Origin of the sequence: Pseudomonas tremae (genome assembly GCF_023278125.1) — a bacterium.
Taxonomy (GTDB): Bacteria; Pseudomonadota; Gammaproteobacteria; order Pseudomonadales; family Pseudomonadaceae; genus Aquipseudomonas; species Aquipseudomonas tremae.
On record NZ_CP066270.1, the window covers coordinates 2814546 to 2832208 of the forward strand.

16 protein-coding genes are annotated in these 17663 nt (G+C 59.0%); 7 read left to right on the top strand and 9 right to left on the bottom strand.

The window, feature by feature from the left end; genetic code table 11:
• Positions 1-27: 27 nt before the first annotated feature.
• The 3 genes from I9H09_RS12810 to rpiB all read right to left on the bottom strand — a co-directional run bounded on the left by I9H09_RS12810 (position 28) and on the right by rpiB (position 3966).
• A complete protein-coding gene (locus I9H09_RS12810) occupies positions 28-2388 on the bottom strand; it encodes a membrane-bound PQQ-dependent dehydrogenase, glucose/quinate/shikimate family (protein ID WP_122346378.1) in 2361 nt (786 codons plus the stop codon).
• A gap of 72 nt (positions 2389-2460) precedes the next feature.
• Positions 2461-3441 carry a sugar-binding transcriptional regulator gene (locus I9H09_RS12815; protein ID WP_005886971.1) on the bottom strand — a complete coding sequence of 327 codons (981 nt, stop codon included), beginning with the start codon at positions 3439-3441 and terminating at the stop codon, positions 2461-2463.
• A gap of 63 nt (positions 3442-3504) precedes the next feature.
• On the bottom strand, positions 3505-3966 hold the full coding sequence (gene rpiB / locus I9H09_RS12820) for a ribose 5-phosphate isomerase B (RefSeq protein ID WP_122346379.1): 462 nt from the start codon (positions 3964-3966) through the stop codon (positions 3505-3507).
• 281 nt (positions 3967-4247) lie between these two features.
• Here rpiB and I9H09_RS12825 point away from each other — a divergent pair, with 281 nt between their 5' ends.
• The 7 genes from I9H09_RS12825 (at position 4248) to dhaL (ending at position 11547) form a co-directional block, all read left to right on the top strand.
• Complete coding sequence (locus tag I9H09_RS12825) at positions 4248-5735, top strand: sugar ABC transporter ATP-binding protein (RefSeq protein ID WP_122346380.1); 1488 nt, start codon at positions 4248-4250, stop codon at positions 5733-5735.
• Positions 5732-6709, top strand: coding sequence for an ABC transporter permease (locus I9H09_RS12830; protein WP_005886979.1), 978 nt, complete (start codon positions 5732-5734; stop codon positions 6707-6709). The genes I9H09_RS12825 and I9H09_RS12830 overlap by 4 nt, the downstream gene beginning before the upstream one ends.
• A gap of 52 nt (positions 6710-6761) precedes the next feature.
• Positions 6762-7772 (top strand): substrate-binding domain-containing protein, encoded by a 1011-nt coding sequence (locus I9H09_RS12835; RefSeq protein ID WP_024671531.1) that lies wholly within the window; start codon positions 6762-6764, stop codon positions 7770-7772.
• Between the two features lie 178 nt (positions 7773-7950).
• The gene (locus I9H09_RS12840) at positions 7951-8706 is read left to right on the top strand and encodes an SDR family oxidoreductase (RefSeq protein ID WP_122346382.1); all 756 of its coding nucleotides are present in this window, start codon (positions 7951-7953) and stop codon (positions 8704-8706) included.
• Between the two features lie 29 nt (positions 8707-8735).
• Positions 8736-9851 (top strand): MDR/zinc-dependent alcohol dehydrogenase-like family protein, encoded by a 1116-nt coding sequence (locus I9H09_RS12845; RefSeq protein WP_024671530.1) that lies wholly within the window; start codon positions 8736-8738, stop codon positions 9849-9851.
• A 40-nt stretch (positions 9852-9891) separates the two neighbouring features.
• A complete protein-coding gene (locus I9H09_RS12850) occupies positions 9892-10893 on the top strand; it encodes a dihydroxyacetone kinase subunit DhaK (RefSeq protein WP_053932592.1) in 1002 nt (333 codons plus the stop codon).
• Between the two features lie 3 nt (positions 10894-10896).
• Positions 10897-11547, top strand: a complete 651-nt coding sequence (gene dhaL / locus I9H09_RS12855) for a dihydroxyacetone kinase subunit DhaL (RefSeq protein ID WP_005890849.1) — start codon at positions 10897-10899, stop codon at positions 11545-11547.
• A gap of 116 nt (positions 11548-11663) precedes the next feature.
• Here dhaL and I9H09_RS12860 read toward each other — a convergent pair whose 3' ends face one another.
• From I9H09_RS12860 to I9H09_RS12885, 6 genes are read right to left on the bottom strand one after another with little or no spacing between them, the layout of a single operon-like run.
• Positions 11664-12404, bottom strand: coding sequence for a GntR family transcriptional regulator (locus I9H09_RS12860; RefSeq protein WP_053480046.1), 741 nt, complete (start codon positions 12402-12404; stop codon positions 11664-11666).
• A 28-nt stretch (positions 12405-12432) separates the two neighbouring features.
• Positions 12433-13245 (bottom strand): TIGR01458 family HAD-type hydrolase, encoded by an 813-nt coding sequence (locus I9H09_RS12865; RefSeq protein WP_054990949.1) that lies wholly within the window; start codon positions 13243-13245, stop codon positions 12433-12435.
• Between the two features lie 38 nt (positions 13246-13283).
• A complete protein-coding gene (locus tag I9H09_RS12870) occupies positions 13284-14870 on the bottom strand; it encodes an alkaline phosphatase family protein (protein WP_122313365.1) in 1587 nt (528 codons plus the stop codon).
• A complete protein-coding gene (locus I9H09_RS12875) occupies positions 14867-15454 on the bottom strand; it encodes a nucleoside/nucleotide kinase family protein (protein WP_122313229.1) in 588 nt (195 codons plus the stop codon). Before I9H09_RS12875 ends, I9H09_RS12870 begins: the two co-directional genes overlap by 4 nt.
• Positions 15455-15466: 12 nt before the next feature.
• Positions 15467-16516: a hypothetical protein gene (locus tag I9H09_RS12880; protein WP_122346383.1), complete on the bottom strand. Its 1050-nt coding sequence runs from the start codon at positions 16514-16516 to the stop codon at positions 15467-15469.
• The gene (locus I9H09_RS12885; RefSeq protein WP_122313227.1) at positions 16513-17649 is read right to left on the bottom strand and encodes a hypothetical protein; all 1137 of its coding nucleotides are present in this window, start codon (positions 17647-17649) and stop codon (positions 16513-16515) included. The genes I9H09_RS12880 and I9H09_RS12885 overlap by 4 nt, the downstream gene beginning before the upstream one ends.
• Positions 17650-17663: the final 14 nt, after the last annotated feature.

Below are 17663 nucleotides of genomic sequence, written 5' to 3' on the forward strand. Positions count from 1 at the left end.
GCCTCTCTCACCGAGCTGATTCAGTTTTCAGTCCAAGCGAAACGCAATCACGCTGTCGCCCAGTGTCGTGCCCAGCGAACCGTGCCCGCCAGCGGCGATAATCAAATATTGCTTGCCGTCGCTCCCTCGGTAGGCCGACGGCGTGGCTTGACCGCCGGCCGGCAATTCGTGCTCCCACAGCAATTCGCCGGTATTGACGTCGTAGGCACGAATGAAGTCATCCGCAGTTGCCCCGTGAAATATCACCCCTCCTGCCGTGAGCAATGGTCCGCCATGCGCAACCATGCCCATCGGAAAGCCAATGGGGAAACGCTCCTGCATAAAAGTAGTCTTGAGGTTTTTGGTGGTGCCCACCCGGCGTATCCACTCGGTCTTGCCAGTGCTCAGGTCCACACCGGCCATGCTTCCCCACGGTGGCGCGTTACAGGGGATGCCAAGCCCGGACGCAAGCCGGGAAATACGAACGGCGTAGTCACCCTCGAAATTTTCGTTCCAGTACGGCTTGCCTTCTTGAGTGAACAGACGTTTTTCTCCCGCATCCCCGGGGCGCTTGATCAGGTTATAGACGTACGCCAAATGCACCGGCGCGGCCACCAGCAACTGGCGGTCAGGGTCGACGGCAACCGCCCCCCAGTTGAACACCCCAATGTTGCCGGGGTATATCAATGAGCCCGACTCGGTGGCTGGCGTCCACGGATTGCCGTCATAGCGAAGCTTGTTATAGGTGATCCGGCAGGCCATCTGGTCAAAAGGCGTCACCCCCCACATGGACTTCTCGGTCAGTGCGGGTGGAATGAAATTGAGTCGAGAAACCGGCTGGGTCGCTGCGAAGCGCTCGCCCGCCACGCCCCCGCCAGTGCCGACCCGCACCTCATCGACAGGCACAATCGGTATGCCTGTCAGTCGATTGAGCACGAAGATGTTGCCGACTTTGGTGGGCAATACCACTGCCGGTTGCCTGCTGTCTTCGGGACCCAGCTCCAGGAGCGAAGGCTGCGATGGGTTATCGCGGTCCCAGAGGTCATTGTGCGAGGTCTGGAATTTCCAGCGAAATGCGCCTGTGTGCAGGTCCAGCGCAACCAGCGCGTCCCGGTATTTCTCGGTATTGCTGCCCGGGTCCCTGCGTGTGCCGGTTTCATCCGGCGAAGCATTGCCAAACGGCACGTACACCAGGCCATTCCTGACATCGGCACTCAGGGTCGCCCAAGCGACCGGCGTGTCCTGGGGATATTGGCGATCAGTTGCCAACGGTCGGGTGTCGTCCGGATTCTGCGGGTCGAAGTTCCAGACCAATTGGCCCGTCAACACGTTAAAGGCGCGAATTACTCCGGACGGATTGCCGGAATCGTAACCGTTGTCCATGACCGAGCTGCCAATCACGATCAGGTCGCCTGCAATCAATGGCGCGGAGGTCTGCATCAGTGCGTGCGGGCGAAGGGTGCCCATGCTGACGCCGAGATCGATGACTCCATCGGCGCCGAAATCGCTGCAACGTTGGCCGGTGTCCGCATCAAGAGCCACCAGCTTCGCATCGGCGGTGGCCATGATAATGCGCTTTCCGCACTGCGTCGGCTGATTCGAGCGGCTAGCGGAATAATAGCTGACGCCGCGGCAGGTCTGGTGTTGCTGCAGGTAAGAGCGGGTCTTCTCTGGCACATACTTCCATGCCAACGCTCCGGTCTGCGGGTTCAGCGCATGCACCTCGTTATGCGCGGTACACACGTATACCCGGTCATTGACCTTCAGCGGGGTGGCCTCAAAGGTGTACTCGCCCGCATCCTTGTCCGCATCGCGCAGGTCGCCGGTGTGATACTCCCAGGCAACAGACAGCTTGCCGACTGTCTGAGGGGTTATCTGATCAAGACCAGAGAATCGTTGTCCGGCATTGGTGCCGCCATAAGCCACCCAATCATCCCCTGCCGTTTCAGTACTGCGTGCCGCTGCTGCCGTATTGATCTGGCCCTTGAATGGGTACGGATCATAGGCCATCAGTACAACGACGATAATGAACATGACGCCCAGCGTGCCGCCCAGAAACGGATGAAAACCACGGTTATCGAGGGCTGTTTGGGCTTTATAGAGAGGGCGGACCACCCAAGGCATTGCCAGCCACAACCCGATCAGTGCAAACAGGTCGCCGCGGGGAATCCACTGCCATTTGTCGAAGCCGACTTCGTAAACGATCCAGACCAGAACCCCCCACATGAGCGACGCATACAGGGTGAGCGCCGATTTTCTTTTGCAGAACAGCAGAACAGCTGTCGCCAGCAGCCCCAGAGCAATGATCGAGTAGGCCGGGGAGCCTCCAACGGCCACTAGCTGGGCGCCCATGTAGAGAAGAATCAAGCTCAGTATCGCCAGTGCGACACCTGTCACTTTCAGAATCATTGCCGTCGCCCTGTCTTGTTATGAAGTCCCTATTTGCAGTGCTTGCGACAGCCCGTAATTGTGAATGGTTCATCACCCTTTGCGCGTTGCGTCATCCAGCGCAAGGATGGTGTGCGCATTGGTGACCGTCGTGGCCAGTGTGTTGATCACTCCCGAGCGCAGTGCCCCTAGCGTGGCTGCAGCCTTGGTATTTTCACTGGCAATGGCCACCACATCCGGAATGCGTAACAGCTCCTGAACGGTCAGCCCTATCACCCTGCCCTGTATAGCGTTGACCGCAGGCTGCCCGTGAATATCAATAAAGTCATAGCCCATCATGTCTCCCACGGTGCCGGATAACCTGGCCTGGGCGATTTCCTGCGGCGAGAACCAGCCCATGCGCACCATGTTGCTGTTTTCGCTCATGTCACCGATACCGATCAGGGCCATATCGGCCCGGCGCGCACGATCGAGGGTCGAGCGCACCGTGTCGTTGCTGATCAGCACGCTGCGCAACTCCGGGTTGGCGACCAGCGCCGGGGCGTAAAGGCTTTCACTTTCGCCGCCGAAACGCAGCGCCAGGCGACGGCAGATGTGGTCCGGGTTCATGTATTCGCCTGCTTTGAGCGAACCGCCAATGGCGCAGACAAATGTGCAATTGCGCGTCACCGGCAAAAACACGTTGTCTGCCACTGCGCCCACGTTGCGGCCCATTCCTACCGCGACAATCATGCCGTCGCTCAGGGTTTTGTTGAGGTAATTGGCCACCAGGCTGGCCACCGCCGAGCGCTGGGTATCCGGATCGCTGTGATCAACCGCGATCAGCGCACGATCAAGCTCGAAGCGCTCCACCAGCGCCTGTTCAAGTTCGTTATTCATGGCCGGATGCTGCAGCACCCGCACCTCGACAATCCCTTCATCGCGTGCACGCTTGAGCAGACGGCTGACTTTCGCGCGTGACAGGTCGAAACGTTTGGCGATGGCTTCCTGAGTGACGTTCTCAAGGTAGTAAAGCATTGCGACTTCGGTCATCAGATCGATATCGCTGGCCATGCGCTGGGTACTGTCACTCATGTGGAGAGGCTTCCGTTTCGGCATCAAAGGCGCATTCTCCCTACTCCCGCCCTGTCTCGTCCACTACTGATGGCCGTCACGCTCGATGGCATTGATGCGCTCGACCTTGGCTCCGGAGCGTGCAGCCTCGAACTCCGATTCCAGAAATGATTTGACGATGCTTTTCGCCAGCTCCGCACCTATCACCCGCGCACCGACCGAGAGAATTTGCGCATCGTTGCTTTTGCGCGCGCGCTCGGCCGAATAGGTGTCATGGGCCTGAGCGGCACGAATGCCGAACACCTTGTTGGCGGATATGGCCATGCCTATTCCGGTACCGCAAACCAGTACACCGAGCCTTTGCTGGCCGGTATTGATGGCCGTTGCGACTGCCAGGGCGATGTCCGGATAAAGCACCGGCGCGGTTGAGTGGGTGCCGAAATCGGTTACCGGGTAACCCAGTGACTCGATATGGCGTTTCAACAGTTCTTTGAGTTCGTAACCCGCTTCGTCACATCCGATAGCCACCGGGAAAGGTGTGTTCATGGCGTCTGGCTCCGCTGCCGTGGTCGCTCAAGCTCGACCAAATGTTCATTCGGTGAAATTCCGATCAGTTATTTCTCGGGCATTACGGTCAGCCTGTCAAGCGAGATTTGCGTGAATACAGGGCTATAGTCGCAAAGACAAGTCAATCGCGGACTTTTCACACGCTATGAAACTTTTAAGTGAAAGAGATTGACTGATCAGAATTTCATTTGATACACATATGCTCACTGAGCAACACGTCAGTGCATCTAATAAGAAATTCACAGCACGAGGACACGCCGATGGCCAAGCCATTACTGCTCCAGGCTGAACAGGTCACCAAGGCCTATGCCGGCATACCTGCCCTGCGTGACGGCCGTCTTTCGCTGCGCGCTGGCAGCGTGCATGCCCTGTGCGGCGGGAATGGCGCGGGCAAATCGACCTTCCTCAGCATCCTCATGGGCATCACTCAGCGCGACTCAGGCACCATCCTGCTCAACGGCGAACCGGTGCAGTTCAATCGCCCCGGCGAGGCTCTCGCTGCAGGCATCGCGATGATCACCCAAGAGCTTGAACCCATCCCCTTCATGACCGTCGCGGAAAACATCTGGCTGGGCCGCGAACCTCGCAGGGCGGGTTGCATCGTCGATAGCAAGGCGCTGAATCGACGCACCCGCGAGCTGCTGGAAGAACTCGAATTCGACGTCGACGCCACCAGCCCTATGCACCGCCTGAGTGTGGCGCAGATACAGCTGGTGGAAATCGCCAAGGCATTCAGCCATGACTGTCAGGTGATGATCATGGACGAGCCCACTTCGGCCATCGGCGAGCGCGAGGCGCAAACCCTGTTCAAGGCTATCCGCCGACTGACCGCACGGGGCGCGGGGATTATCTATGTATCCCACCGCCTCAGCGAACTGGCGCAAATCGCCGATGATTACAGCATCTTTCGCGACGGGGCCTTTGTCGAAAGCGGGCGCATGGCCGATATCGATCGCGCACACCTGGTGCGAGGCATTGTCGGCCAGGAGCTGCAGCGTATCGATCACAAGGCAGGGCGGGACTGCGCCGCCGAATGCTGCCTGGACGTAGACAGGCTGAGCCGGAACGGCGAATTCCAGGACATCAGCCTGAAACTGCGTCACGGCGAGATTCTGGGCATCTACGGCCTGATGGGCTCCGGACGCAGCGAATTCCTCAATTGCATCTACGGCCTGACCACGCCTGACGCAGGTCGCGTGACCCTGCAGGGCAAACCCATGCCGATCGGCCTGCCCAAAGCGACTATTCGGGCCGGCATGTCTCTGGTTACCGAGGACCGCAAAGACAGCGGCCTGGTACTCAGCGGCAGCATCCTCTCGAATATCGCGCTGTCGGCTTACCGGCAACTGTCGAGCTGGTCGCTGATCAATGCGCGCAAGGAACAGCAGCTGGCAGAAGACATGGTCAAGCGCCTGCAGATCAAGACAACCTCGCTGGACCTGCCCGTCTCATCCATGAGCGGAGGCAACCAGCAGAAAGTGGTGCTAGCCAAATGCCTCTCCACGCAGCCGGTATGCCTGCTCTGTGACGAGCCGACCCGAGGCATCGACGAAGGCGCCAAACAGGAGATCTATCACCTGCTGGACCAGTTCGTGCGCGGGGGCGGGGCCGCCATTGTGGTGTCTTCAGAGGCCCCGGAGCTGTTGCGCCTGAGTGACCGTATCGCCGTATTCAAAGGTGGCAGGCTGGTGACCATCAGCAGCGATGCCGATCTTTCCCAGGAAGCCCTGCTGAGTCTCGCCTCATGAATAGCAAAACCATCATTGCGCCCGCCACTGCCGAACCGCGCAGCCTGCTGCGTCTGTCCCTGGACCGTTTCGGACTGCCACTGGTGTTCATCCTGCTCTGCCTGGTGATGACCTTTGCCAGCGAGTACTTCATGACCTGGCGAAACTGGATGGACATCCTGCGCCAGACGTCGATCAACGGCATTCTCGCGGTCGGCATGACCTACGTGATCCTGACCAAGGGCATTGACCTGTCGGTGGGCTCGATTCTGGCCTTCGCCGGGTTGTGCAGCGCACTGGTGGCCACCCAGGGCTATGGCCTGCTGGCGGCGGTCAGCGCCGGGATGTTCGCTGGTGCGATGCTGGGAGTCGTCAACGGCTTTATGGTCGCCAACCTCTCGATACCGCCATTCGTTGCCACGCTGGGCATGCTCAGCATCGCGCGCGGCATGACGTTCATTCTCAACGACGGCAGCCCGGTCACCGACCTGCCTGAAGAGTATCTGGCGTTGGGCATCGGCAAGCTTGGCCCGATCGGTGTGCCGATCATCATCTTCGCTGTGGTTGCGCTGATCTTCTGGATGGTGCTGCGCTACACCACCTACGGTCGCTATGTGTATGCCGTTGGCGGCAACGAAAAGAGCGCGCGCACCTCCGGGATCGGCGTGCGCAAAGTGATGTTTTCAGTCTACGTGGTGTCCGGGCTGCTGGCGGGGCTGGCAGGTGTGGTGTTGTCGGCACGGACCACGTCCGCCCTGCCCCAGGCCGGCATGTCCTACGAACTGGACGCCATTGCAGCGGTGGTCATCGGCGGCACCAGCTTGTCCGGGGGCACTGGCAGCATCGTCGGCACGCTGTTCGGCGCCCTGCTGATCGGCGTCATCAACAACGGCCTCAACCTGTTGGGTGTGTCTTCCTATTACCAACAGGTCGCCAAGGGCCTGATCATCGTGTTCGCAGTACTGATCGACGTGTGGCGCAAGAAAAAACGCTAGCTGCTTTTCCTCTGAATGACCGACTGACTAAAACAATAACGAGGTGCTCATCATGAAATTCGGTAAATCCCTGGCCGCTGTCGCGGCGCTCTCCCTGCTTGCCAGCAGCATTACCCTGGCCGCCGATGGCAAGACCTACAAGATCGGTGCGGCGGTTTATGGCCTCAAGGGGCAGTTCATGCAGAACTGGGTCCGCGAGCTCAAGCAGCATCCGGCGGTCAAGGACGGCACCGTGCAGATCACCGTATTCGATGGCAACTACGATGCGCTGACCCAGAACAACCAGATCGAAACCATGATCACTCAGCATTACGACGCGATCATTTTCGTACCCATCGACACCAAGGCAGGAATCGGCACCGTGGCCCGGGCGATGGAGAGCGACATCCCGGTCATCGCCTCGAATACACGTGTCGCCAGCGCCAAGGTGCCTTACGTCGGCAACGACGATGTCGAGGGCGGGCGGCTTCAGGCGCAGGCAATGGTCGACAAGCTCAAGGGCAAAGGCAACGTGGTGATCATCCAGGGGCCGATTGGGCAGTCGGCACAGATCGACCGCGAAAAAGGCGAGATGGAGGTACTCAAGCAACACCCTGACATCAAGATCATCGAGATGAAAACCGCAAACTGGTCGCGCGCCGAAGCCTTGGCGCTGACTGAAGACTGGCTCAACGCTCACCCGAACGGCGGCATCTCGGGGATTATTTCGCAGAACGACGACATGGCGCTCGGCGCCCTGCAGGCGGTCAAGTCCCGCAACCTGAAGCCTGAAGACGTGCCCATCACCTCCATCGACGGCATGCCTGATGCGATTCAGGCGGCGAAAAAGAACGAAATCACCACATTCCTGCAGGACGCCCAGGCCCAGTCCCAAGGCGCGCTTGACGTCGCCCTTCGTGCATTGGCCGGCAAGGACTACAAGCCGAAGTCGGTGATCTGGGATCGCTACGCCAAGGACGTGAAATGGGGTGACGGAACCGACAAGAACTACATCCTGCCCTGGGTGCCAGTCACCGATGCCAACGCCGATGCGCTGTACAAACAGGTCAGTGGCGGCAAGTAACTCAAGCGTCCTGGCGCAGATCTGTGACGCAGAGCGTCACGAAAGGCATTCCCACGCGCCAGCGTGAGAGCGCAATTCTGGATGCTCTGCGTCCGATCTTGAGTGTGCGGTAAAGCATGGATTTGTGACGCAGAGCGTCCCGAATCATCAATCAACCAGCGCTAAAGGAGTAATTTTCATGTCCGAGTTCTGGAACAAGGCGTTCGATCTCAAGGGACGCTGTGCGGTCATCACCGGCGGAGCCGCCGGCATCGGTCTGGCCTGCGCGCGCCTGTTGGTCGAGCATGGCGCTCGTGTGGCGCTGCTGGACCGTGACCCTGCGGTGGCTGAAGTGGCTGCCAACCTCGGCAGCGGCCACATCGGTATCGCAGTCGATCTGCGCCAGCTCGATCAGGTCAACAGCACTATCGACACTGTATTCGAGCATTTCAAACGTCTCGATTATCTGGTCAACAGCGCTGGCGTCGCACTGCTCGACAAGGCTGTCGATGTTACCGAAGACGCCTGGGACACCACGCTCGACATCAACCTCAAGGCCAGTTTCTTCGTTGCTCAGGCGTGCGCCCGACACATGCTGGCCCAAGGCAACGGACGTATTGTCAACCTCGCCTCCCAGGCCGCCGTCATTGGTCTTGACCGACATGTCGCCTACTGCGCAAGCAAGGCTGCGGTGGTCGGCATGACCAAGGTGCTGGCGATGGAGTGGGCACCGCATATCAACGTCAACGCGATCTCCCCGACCATCGTCGAAACCGCGCTGGGCAAGAAAGCCTGGGCCGGTGAAGTCGGCGAGCGCGCCAAAACACAGATCCCGGCGGGACGCTTCGCTCAACCGGAAGAAATAGCCGGGCTGGCACTGTACCTGCTCAGCGACGCGGCCAGCATGATCACCGGTGAAAACGTAGTGATCGACGGCGGCTACAGCATCCAGTAACTCACTTTTCTGTTGCGAGGTTTCTCGTCATGTCCACTGTTACCGAACGCACTGCCGAACAGCTTTCCCCCGTCATACCGACCACCATGCAGGCGGTGGTCTGCTATGGACCGGAAGATTACCGACTGGAAACCGTCGACGTGCCGACGCCTGGCCCTGACGAAATCCTCACCAAGGTCGAGCTATGCGGGATTTGCATGGGCGACATCAAGACCTATCGCGGTGCGCCATCGTTCTGGGGCGATGCCGAGCAGCCGCGCTACGTCAAACCACCGATGATTCCGGGCCATGAGTTCGTCTGCCGAGTGGTTGCACTCGGGCCGGGAGCGGAAAAGCGTGGTGTGCAGGTCGGTGACCGGGTTATTTCCGAACAGATTGTGCCGTGCTGGGGCTGCCGCTTCTGCAACCACGGTCAGTACTGGATGTGTCAGAAGCACGACCTCTATGGCTTCCAGAACAACGTACAGGGCGCAATGGCGCAGTACATGATTTTCACCAAAGAGGGCATCGTCCACAAAGTCCCGGACTCTATTGCCCCGGACGAAGCCATTCTGATCGAACCCCTCGCCTGCTCCCTGCACGCCGCCGAACGGGCCGACGTTGATTTCGATGACATCGTGGTCGTAGCCGGGGCTGGTACGCTGGGGCTCGGGATCATCGGGGCGGTTCGCATGCGCAATCCGAAAAAACTCATTGTGCTCGACATGAAACCGGAACGCGCCGCCCTGGCGTTACGCATGGGGGCTGACGAAGTGTGGAACCCGGCCGAAGTCGACGTGCTGGCGAAAATCCGCGAAATCACCGACGGCTACGGCTGCGATATCTATATAGAAGCCACGGGGCACCACAAGGCCGTCAATCAGGGCCTGGCGATGCTGCGCAAACTGGGACGTTTCGTCGAGTTCAGTGTGTTCAACGACGAAGCCACGGTGGACTGGTCGATCATCGGCGACCGAAAGGAGCTGGACGTGCTGGGCTCGCATCTGGGGCCTTACATGTACCCGCGGGCCATCGATTTTATCGGCAACCGCAAGATCGACATGCGCGACGTGGTCACGCACAAGTTCGCCCTGGCGGACTTCAAGGAAGCCTTTGCTGTCATGGAGCGCGGCGACAAGTCATTGAAAGTGGTACTGGAGCCCTGATCCGCATGCGTCTCATAAAAACAACACAGGAAAACGCGTTATGAATCGAGTGATCAATGATCCGGACCAAGTGGTCGAGGACATGCTGCGCGGTATTCTGGTGGCACATCCTGAACTGTCCCAATGCGACAGCAACCCGCGTGTCATCGGTAAAGCCGTGCCCTCCCCGCAGGGCCACGTCGGTATTGTGACCGGAGGCGGTTCTGGCCACGAACCGGCTTTTCTGGGCTACGTCGGCCCCGGTCTGGTTGATGCCGTCGCGGTCGGCGAGATTTTCTCCTCACCCACCGCAAAAAGCTTCTTCGACGCTTTTCGGGCTGCCGATCACGGCGCGGGAATAGCCTGCCTGTATGGCAACTATGCTGGCGACAACATGAACGTCAAGCTGGCGATGAAAATGGCCGCCAGCAAAGACCTGCAAGTTCGTACCGTGGTTGCCAACGACGACGTGGCGTCGGCGCCGAAAGCCGAGATTGCCAAGCGCCGCGGCGTGGCCGGGGAAATCTTCATGTGGAAGGTCGGCGGAGCTGCCGCCGCAAAAGGCTACGACCTGAGTGGTGTTATCCGCGTCGCCCAGAAGGCCGTCGACCAGTGTCGTTCAATCGGCATCGGCCTGACGCCCTGCACCATCGCAGCTGTCGGCAAGCCGAACTTCCAGATTCCGGACGGCAAGATGGAACTGGGCATCGGGCACCATGGCGAGCCGGGCATAGAAGTCATTTCCATCGAGTCGGCCGCTGCGATGGCCGAGCGCATGCTGGCGCCCATCCTCGCCGACCGCGATTTCAGCGCCGATGAGGCTGTTGTGGTGCTGGTCTCCGGGCTGGGCGCAACGCCGGTCATGGAGCTGTACATCTTTTATGCCGAAGTGGAAAGCCAGTTGAAAGCCAAGGGCCTGAAGATTCATCGCTGCTACGTCGGCAACTACTTCACCTCGCTGGAGATGATGGGCGTGACCCTCACCCTTCTGGGCCTGGACGATGAACTGAAAACCCTGATCGATCATCCCTGCCGCTCCATCGGCATGACCCAGGCGGAGTAGACCATGAGCCAGCATTTCTCCACACACGAAGGTACGGCGATTGTTGCAGACCTGGTGAGCGTGATCGTCGCCAACCGCGAATACCTGAGCGAAGTCGACGGTGCTATCGGCGATGGTGATCACGGGATCAACATGGCCAAAGGCTTTGCCCATTGCGGCCGAACCCTCGAAGGACGTCAACTGACCTTCGCAGAAGCGCTGGACGAACTGACCCTCAGCCTGATGGAAGGCATCGGCGGCTCGATGGGGCCGCTGTATGGCAGCCTGTTTATCGGCATGGCCGATCAGGTGCGCAACTGCGAGCAAATCGATGCAGCCACCTTTGCCCGACTGCTGCGCGGCGGGCTCACTTCATTGCAGGACATTACCGAAGCCGGAGTCGGCGACAAATGCCTGATGGACAGCCTGATTCCGGCAGTAGAGGCCTTCGAACAGGCTCACGCCTCGCACGCCTCATTCAACGAAGCTCTGGACGACATGAAACGCGCTGCAACGCAGGGGCGCGACTCGACAAAGGACCTGGTGGCAAAAATCGGGCGAGCGAGCCGGCTCGGCGAACGTTCTGTCGGTGTGCTGGATGCCGGGGCGGTGTCTTGCTGCCTGATACTGACGCAACTGGCAGACTCCGTGCAGCCAAGGCTGAAAGACAGTTGAAATACTTGGCCTTCAAAGCTCGAATCGAATCCGTCACTCGCGCCGCTGCGCTTCCGGCAACGCCTCGCCGCGTCTGACTGCGGCGAGTAACATGGATGGCATCGGCCTGCGGCAGCTCATTGCGCTTGTGCACGGAGCCTTCCGGGCTCAGCATTTTTCTCGGCGTAATGGCGTGCGCGTCGCAGAACATGTTGCGTGGCCCTGCGCGCTTCCTCCTTATTGAATTCGACGTGGGCCTCCAGCAATTGCTGAGCCTGTTGAGGCTGACGTCGCAGGAGCGCACGCAGAATGCTGCCATGTTCTTCGTACGTCGCATCGATTCTGGACGTGCTGAACTCGAGGCGACGTATTGTGCGGGTTTTCTCGGTGATCTCGTAATGCAGCCTTGCCATTTCCCGGTTGCCTACCACCTCGACCAATGCGCAATGAAACCGCTCACCCAGCCCAGCCAGAATATCCGTGTCCCTGAGTCGCTCACCTTCCGGCACCAGCCAGGTGCGTGTCAGCTCTTCGATCAGCGGCTCGACGCTCAGATCCATCAACCCCAGCCTGGCAAGCGCCTCCAGCTCAAGTACTACCCGAACGTCATACAGCTCTTCAAAGTGACGAGGGTCAAACGGGCGGACTTGCCACCCGCTTCTGTAATGGACCTCCACATACCCTTCATGCTCGAGCCGGAACAACGCCTGCCTGACCGGTGTACGGCTGGCCTGAACACGCTCGGCCACTTCACCTTCAGTAAATCGCTCGCCGGGTAACAGACGAAACTCGGAAATATCCTCTTTGATCCGGGCATAAATCCGCTCGGATATATTTTCCGGGCGCTCTTTCGACTTTTTGACACATGCTGTCTGCATTGATTATTCGTCCTTGTAATCCAGTGACTCAAACTTGGTGCTGATGATCTGTGGCGTTGATGGACATCCACCAGCGGGGGAAGTCCGCAATACCGTCGATCACCGCATCCACGTTTTGACGATGGGCATCAAAAAGCGCCCTGTCGTATTTTCCGGTACGCACCAGCAGGCTGCTCGCGCCGACGGCTTTTGCCCCTGCGCAGTCAGTCAGTACGTCATCGCCCACCACCAAGGCGCGGCTGCCACAGGTGTCTAGCCTGCGCAATGCCGCTTCGAAGAACAGAGGGGATGGCTTGCCCATCACGAGCGCCTGCACCCGCGCTGCAGCCTCAAGCCCGACGATGAAAGCACCGCAATCCAGGCGCTCTCCATCACGATCAAACCAGAACAGGTTTTTTTGCAACGCTATGAGACGAGCGCCGCCGCGCAACATGCGGAAACAGCGATTCAGCGTCGCGTAATCGAATGCTTCGCCAATATCGCTGATCACTACGACATCTGGGCTCGAATCGTCTGTGGCGATGCCACTGAATGCCGCTTTTATCGAGTCGGGCACCACCAGATGGCACTTGAGTTGCGAATGTTGCTGCAAATACCCTAGACAAGCGGTGGTGGCGGTCTGAATTTCGTCCGGGTCTACCTGGATCCCGGCATGGCACAGTTCCTCGGCCAGCGCCTCTGGCATCTTCGCCGTGGTGTTTGTCAGCAGTTGCAGGCGCAACCCCTGGGAACGCGCGAAGGCAAGCGCTTCGGCTGCGCCCGGCAAACACTGGCCCTTGTGCATTAGTGTGCCGTCGATGTCGAGTAGCAGACTGTCAAAACGCGTGTTCTCAAAACGCATGGGCAAGCTCCCTGTGGCTGAGATTATCGGGGCAGGTATCAGTACGTGGCTGTCAGCCAGTGACGAATATCGGGCAGTTGCAGTTCAGGGCAGTCGGGACGTGGCAAGGCTGTGCTGCTGGCATCCAGCAATACGCCACGCAACCAAGGGTCAGTGGCACATACCGTGTGGTCGCCACCCTTGCGGCTTAGTCGCGCGCAATGTTCTGAACGTGCGGCCACCAGTCGCGCGCCCCTTGGCGCCTGCCAATAGCAAGAGCCTGTCCAGCCATCGTGAAAACACTGGCCGCTCGGCCACTCGACCATTGCCCACTCTCGTCGAAAGGGTTCTGCAAGGCTTTGCCGCCAGGCTTCGGTGACTGAACCTGGGTCGTTTCCCGACAAGCCGAGCCGTTCCCTGTGGAACAGCAACAGCCCATTGTCGGCAGGATGAAATACTGCAGCGCTTTGTTGCATATCCGGCAAGCCTGCCGAGTCATAGACCAGCCAGCCCTGTTGCTCAAAAAAAGCGTTCGGGTAAAGGTCATGGTGGACGGGCGTCATACCGTGGTCTGAATGAGCTACGCAGCGCACCTTGCAACCCGCCGCATCAACGCAACGTACGATCAGCTCATAGACCCAGCCCGAAACCTCATCGAATAATTGTCGTCCAACCTCTTGCATGAGGTCGTTGGCCCAGTCTGGAGCGAGGTACTTGAGCAAATGATGCGAGAGCAGATCTACCACCGGGTAATAACCAACGACTCTCTGCGCATCACCTGCCCGCACTGCGCCGACAATGTCATTGCTGAAGCTTTCATGCATTTCCCGCATCAGCTCCAGCAGCAGCCACTCTGCAGCGCCATGCCCGCCTTCGTCCAACCGTCTGCCAAGTTGCCCGGTGCGGTACATTAAGGTCAGGTCCCTGGCCACATAAGCTTTGTCTGTGTCGCACTGCAGATCCAGCGCCTGAACCTCCTGATAGCCGAAGCTGACCACACATATCCGGCCATCGACAGTCACGGCGCGCAGTGCAATGGCGTGGCAGACGTTGCCTGGCTTATTCCCTTGCAAAGGCAAATGCACGGTGCTGCCCAGCGGCAATCGGCAAGGCGCCCTTTCAACGTCTTCTGGCCAATCGAGCACGGCACCGTCCTCGCACAGGCTGAGCCTGGCAACCACCCCCAGCGCCTCGATACGCAGGTATCCACCGCTTTCGATAAGCTCCGGAGGAGCCGAAACCCCCTGATACACGCTGCTTTGGCCAACCAATGCGACCCCAAGCCGGTCGGGCTGAACAAAAGGCACGGCACACAGGCGAAAACTGATGCCCTCGCGCGCCCATTCGTCCCAGACCATGTCGATATGACGTGGCCAGACCTGAAAGGCATTCACCATTGCCAATGGATCCTGCGCAACCGGAGCGGGTATGAGATAGCCCGTCAACCCGTGTTCGCTGACCTGCGTACCGCTGAAAATCGAAAACAGCGATGGCGGCGTCTGGCAATTGGGCGACAGCGGCATCAAGGGATAGAACGGCCATTGCGTAGAACAGTCCTGCACCGTGTTTGTAGAGCGAAAACGGTTAACCAGCTCCCAGGACAGCCCATCGATCAACAGCCATATCAAAGGGTCCGGACCTTTCATGAGACCAGCCGACACTGAGAGCCGTGCATCGCCCACTGCGCCACGACTGCGACACGCTTCTCAAGCTGGTCCAGAGAGCTGTTATTGGGCAGTACATAATCGGCCTTGATGCGATGGGTCTGCAGATCCAGCGTGCTATTTTCCACCACAGTAACATCGCCTCTTTGCCCCAGCCGCGACTGGCGCAAAGCATGATCGACAAGGATCTTGACCACCTGAAAGCCTTCGGTGCGCAGGTAAGGCCAATCGATTGCATCGTCACGAAGGTCATCATTGATCACAACCTGAGCGGTGGATTGCTTCAATCGCCGGGCGAAGCCTGCCACCAGCGAATGACTGTTCAGTAACCGCAAGTCTCGTGCAATGCCCTCCAGCAAACACTGATTCTGCGTACCAGGCATCAGTGCCACGCCGGCATGCTGGTAGAACGCCTGCTGCAGATCATAAAGAGGCTGAGCGAGCTTGATGACCTCTACAGTCAGGCCTTCGTCCTCGAAATACGTACGCAACAACTGAGCTGTGGTGCTCTTGCCCGAACCGCTGGGGGCGACCAGCGCCAGGCGTACTTGGGAAAACGGATTCATGGGACCTCCTTGTCAGGCACTGATCAGTTCACGGGCCACGCCAACGCGGCTCTGCCACTTTACGTCGAGCAGCCCCTCAACGATTTCTTGTGGCACAGTGTCGCTCAGCGTTTCCGGATCGATCATGCCGTGCCAGGTCGAGGTAATGAAACGATGTGGCCATTCGAACAGCGTCGGCGAATGGATCTGCTCGAGGACCGCGTCTCGCTCAGGGGTACGTACGCGCAACGCTCCTCGCGCGCTCACATTGGGCAGCATCACCGTCGTCAGCCAGCCGCAGCCTTCAGGGCTGGCCTTGAGCGCTGCGCGCATGGTTTCGGGCATGCACAGGCGCTTCTCGGTGTTGGCGATCGACAGGTCGTCGGCCACCGAGGCCAGATCAAGACGCTTGGCCAACTCCGGGTGGGTACGCAAGGTGCCCACCCCGACGTGCGGGTAATCGGGCCAGCCTCGGGCGCGAACCCGACCATCGACGACATCCAGCAACAGCTTGTCGCCGGAGAAATACAGGTAATCCTCAGACAGCACCAGATCCAGCATGGTGGTGGTCTTGCCTGCTCCCTTGACTCCGCCGATAGCGACGATCCCGCCATCTTTCCCGACCACGGCCGACGCGTGCATGATCACGCTGCCCTTGGCCTGCTCGACCAACAACCCGAAATAGCGCACCAGTTCGATCAGATGAATGAATGCATTGTCATCGCCGTAGAACTCGACGCTACGGCGATCACGGTCGATCCGGTAGCCGACACGGGTGTCAGGGTCCCAGGCATTATCCAGACCGGTCCGGGAGTCGTGACCGCGCAGTACGTGCAAGGTAAAACCGGGAGCGTAGGTTTCACGAATGACTTCAGGTGTCACGCAAAGTCTGACCCAATCGTCCCGGAAAGCGGCGCTGTCGTGCAGGCGCACGCTAAGGTCGACAGTGGTAAGGCCGCCATCGTTGACTTCGGCGAAATAAGGCGCGAGAAACACCCGTAACCGCTGAGCGAGTGCAGAACCCGAGGTCTGATCGTTCAACTCAAGACGATAACGTCCGTTGCATAGATAACGACTGCTCATGAGTACAGACTCTCCCGCTGGGTGGTGAAGGACAATGACGAGGGCAAAAATGCGAAACGATCGGTCATAGGCCAGCTTTCCAGGTGATGCGCATCCAGAAAAGCATGCACATGCATCATCAGCCTGCGCAGGTCGGCGATGATCAATTCGTGGTGGATAGCGCCACGAGACTTGAGAAAGCGAACTTCACCTCGGGTCGTGTACGCCGATGCAATTCCAGGCTCCTGGGACAGTGGCGTACATGTCTCGAACGAGACCAGAAACAGATTGCCGCTTTCCACAGACTCACACGGACAGCTGAAGGCGTAGCGTCGATATTCGCCAAGTGCCTGCAATGTACTGTCGGTACTCATGGCCAATGCTTCCAGCGCGGGTGAACTCAGCGAAAGCTCTTTGTGCGTGGCCGACAGGCTGCCGGGGGCACTGCGAAACACTTGCACCAGTGGTTCGTTGACCGCCAACTTGCGTTTTCGGGTGCAGTGTTCCATCCACACGTAACCCCCGTCTTCGGCGCGGGCAGCTGTCACGTGATGGTCCCATAGCTGGAATTCGTCTCCGCATTGACTGGTGAACGGCGCCATCGCCGGGGCAAAACTGGCGTCAAACCAGGCCTCGCCCAGCATTCGTGCATGACTGTCCGGGGCCAGCTCGAACGACTCGATGTAAGTTTGTGCTGTTGTGGTGTAACGGCACTCCCAGTTGTTGATCGCCAGATGGTTGCGCTCGAAAGCCTCTCGCAACACCAGAGCGAGATTTTCAGAAGCCTGTGGTTGCTCGATCTCAAGCGGAGGTTGCACAAAAAGTGAGCGATGCACATCGATGCGATTGAGCAAATGACTGATCTGTACGTGACCACCCTGCAGCGTGATGATTGCAAGCGGAATGGCCGCGCCGGACAGATTCTGGCAGTCCACCTGGCCCATACCAGCGCGCAGCATAGTGCCATCATTACGCCAGCGAGCCAGCGCGCAATAACGACCGCGCAGGTCTGCGACAGCAGTCAATTCACCTATCAGTGCCATATCTGCAGAAATCGCGTAAAGCGTCAGATCTTCGGTTTCAAGTGGTTCCTGATGACGGATCTTCCAGCTACCGAACACGATCGCAGTCTGTATATCAGTGGGTTGTAGCATGGTCTTCTCTCCGG

Excerpts from the sequence above, each read along its gene's own strand:
- I9H09_RS12810 (WP_122346378.1), bottom strand. The coding sequence starts at position 2,388 with ATGATTCTGAAAGTGACAGGTGTCGCACTGGCGATACTGAGCTTGATT.
- I9H09_RS12815 (WP_005886971.1), bottom strand. The coding sequence starts at position 3,441 with ATGAGTGACAGTACCCAGCGCATGGCCAGCGATATCGATCTGATGACC.
- rpiB (WP_122346379.1), bottom strand. The coding sequence starts at position 3,966 with ATGAACACACCTTTCCCGGTGGCTATCGGATGTGACGAAGCGGGTTAC.
- I9H09_RS12825 (WP_122346380.1), top strand. The coding sequence starts at position 4,248 with ATGGCCAAGCCATTACTGCTCCAGGCTGAACAGGTCACCAAGGCCTAT.
- I9H09_RS12830 (WP_005886979.1), top strand. The coding sequence starts at position 5,732 with ATGAATAGCAAAACCATCATTGCGCCCGCCACTGCCGAACCGCGCAGC.
- I9H09_RS12835 (WP_024671531.1), top strand. The coding sequence starts at position 6,762 with ATGAAATTCGGTAAATCCCTGGCCGCTGTCGCGGCGCTCTCCCTGCTT.
- I9H09_RS12840 (WP_122346382.1), top strand. The coding sequence starts at position 7,951 with ATGTCCGAGTTCTGGAACAAGGCGTTCGATCTCAAGGGACGCTGTGCG.
- I9H09_RS12845 (WP_024671530.1), top strand. The coding sequence starts at position 8,736 with ATGTCCACTGTTACCGAACGCACTGCCGAACAGCTTTCCCCCGTCATA.
- I9H09_RS12850 (WP_053932592.1), top strand. The coding sequence starts at position 9,892 with ATGAATCGAGTGATCAATGATCCGGACCAAGTGGTCGAGGACATGCTG.
- dhaL (WP_005890849.1), top strand. The coding sequence starts at position 10,897 with ATGAGCCAGCATTTCTCCACACACGAAGGTACGGCGATTGTTGCAGAC.
- I9H09_RS12860 (WP_053480046.1), bottom strand. The coding sequence starts at position 12,404 with ATGCAGACAGCATGTGTCAAAAAGTCGAAAGAGCGCCCGGAAAATATA.
- I9H09_RS12865 (WP_054990949.1), bottom strand. The coding sequence starts at position 13,245 with ATGCGTTTTGAGAACACGCGTTTTGACAGTCTGCTACTCGACATCGAC.
- I9H09_RS12870 (WP_122313365.1), bottom strand. The coding sequence starts at position 14,870 with ATGAAAGGTCCGGACCCTTTGATATGGCTGTTGATCGATGGGCTGTCC.
- I9H09_RS12875 (WP_122313229.1), bottom strand. The coding sequence starts at position 15,454 with ATGAATCCGTTTTCCCAAGTACGCCTGGCGCTGGTCGCCCCCAGCGGT.
- I9H09_RS12880 (WP_122346383.1), bottom strand. The coding sequence starts at position 16,516 with ATGAGCAGTCGTTATCTATGCAACGGACGTTATCGTCTTGAGTTGAAC.
- I9H09_RS12885 (WP_122313227.1), bottom strand. The coding sequence starts at position 17,649 with ATGCTACAACCCACTGATATACAGACTGCGATCGTGTTCGGTAGCTGG.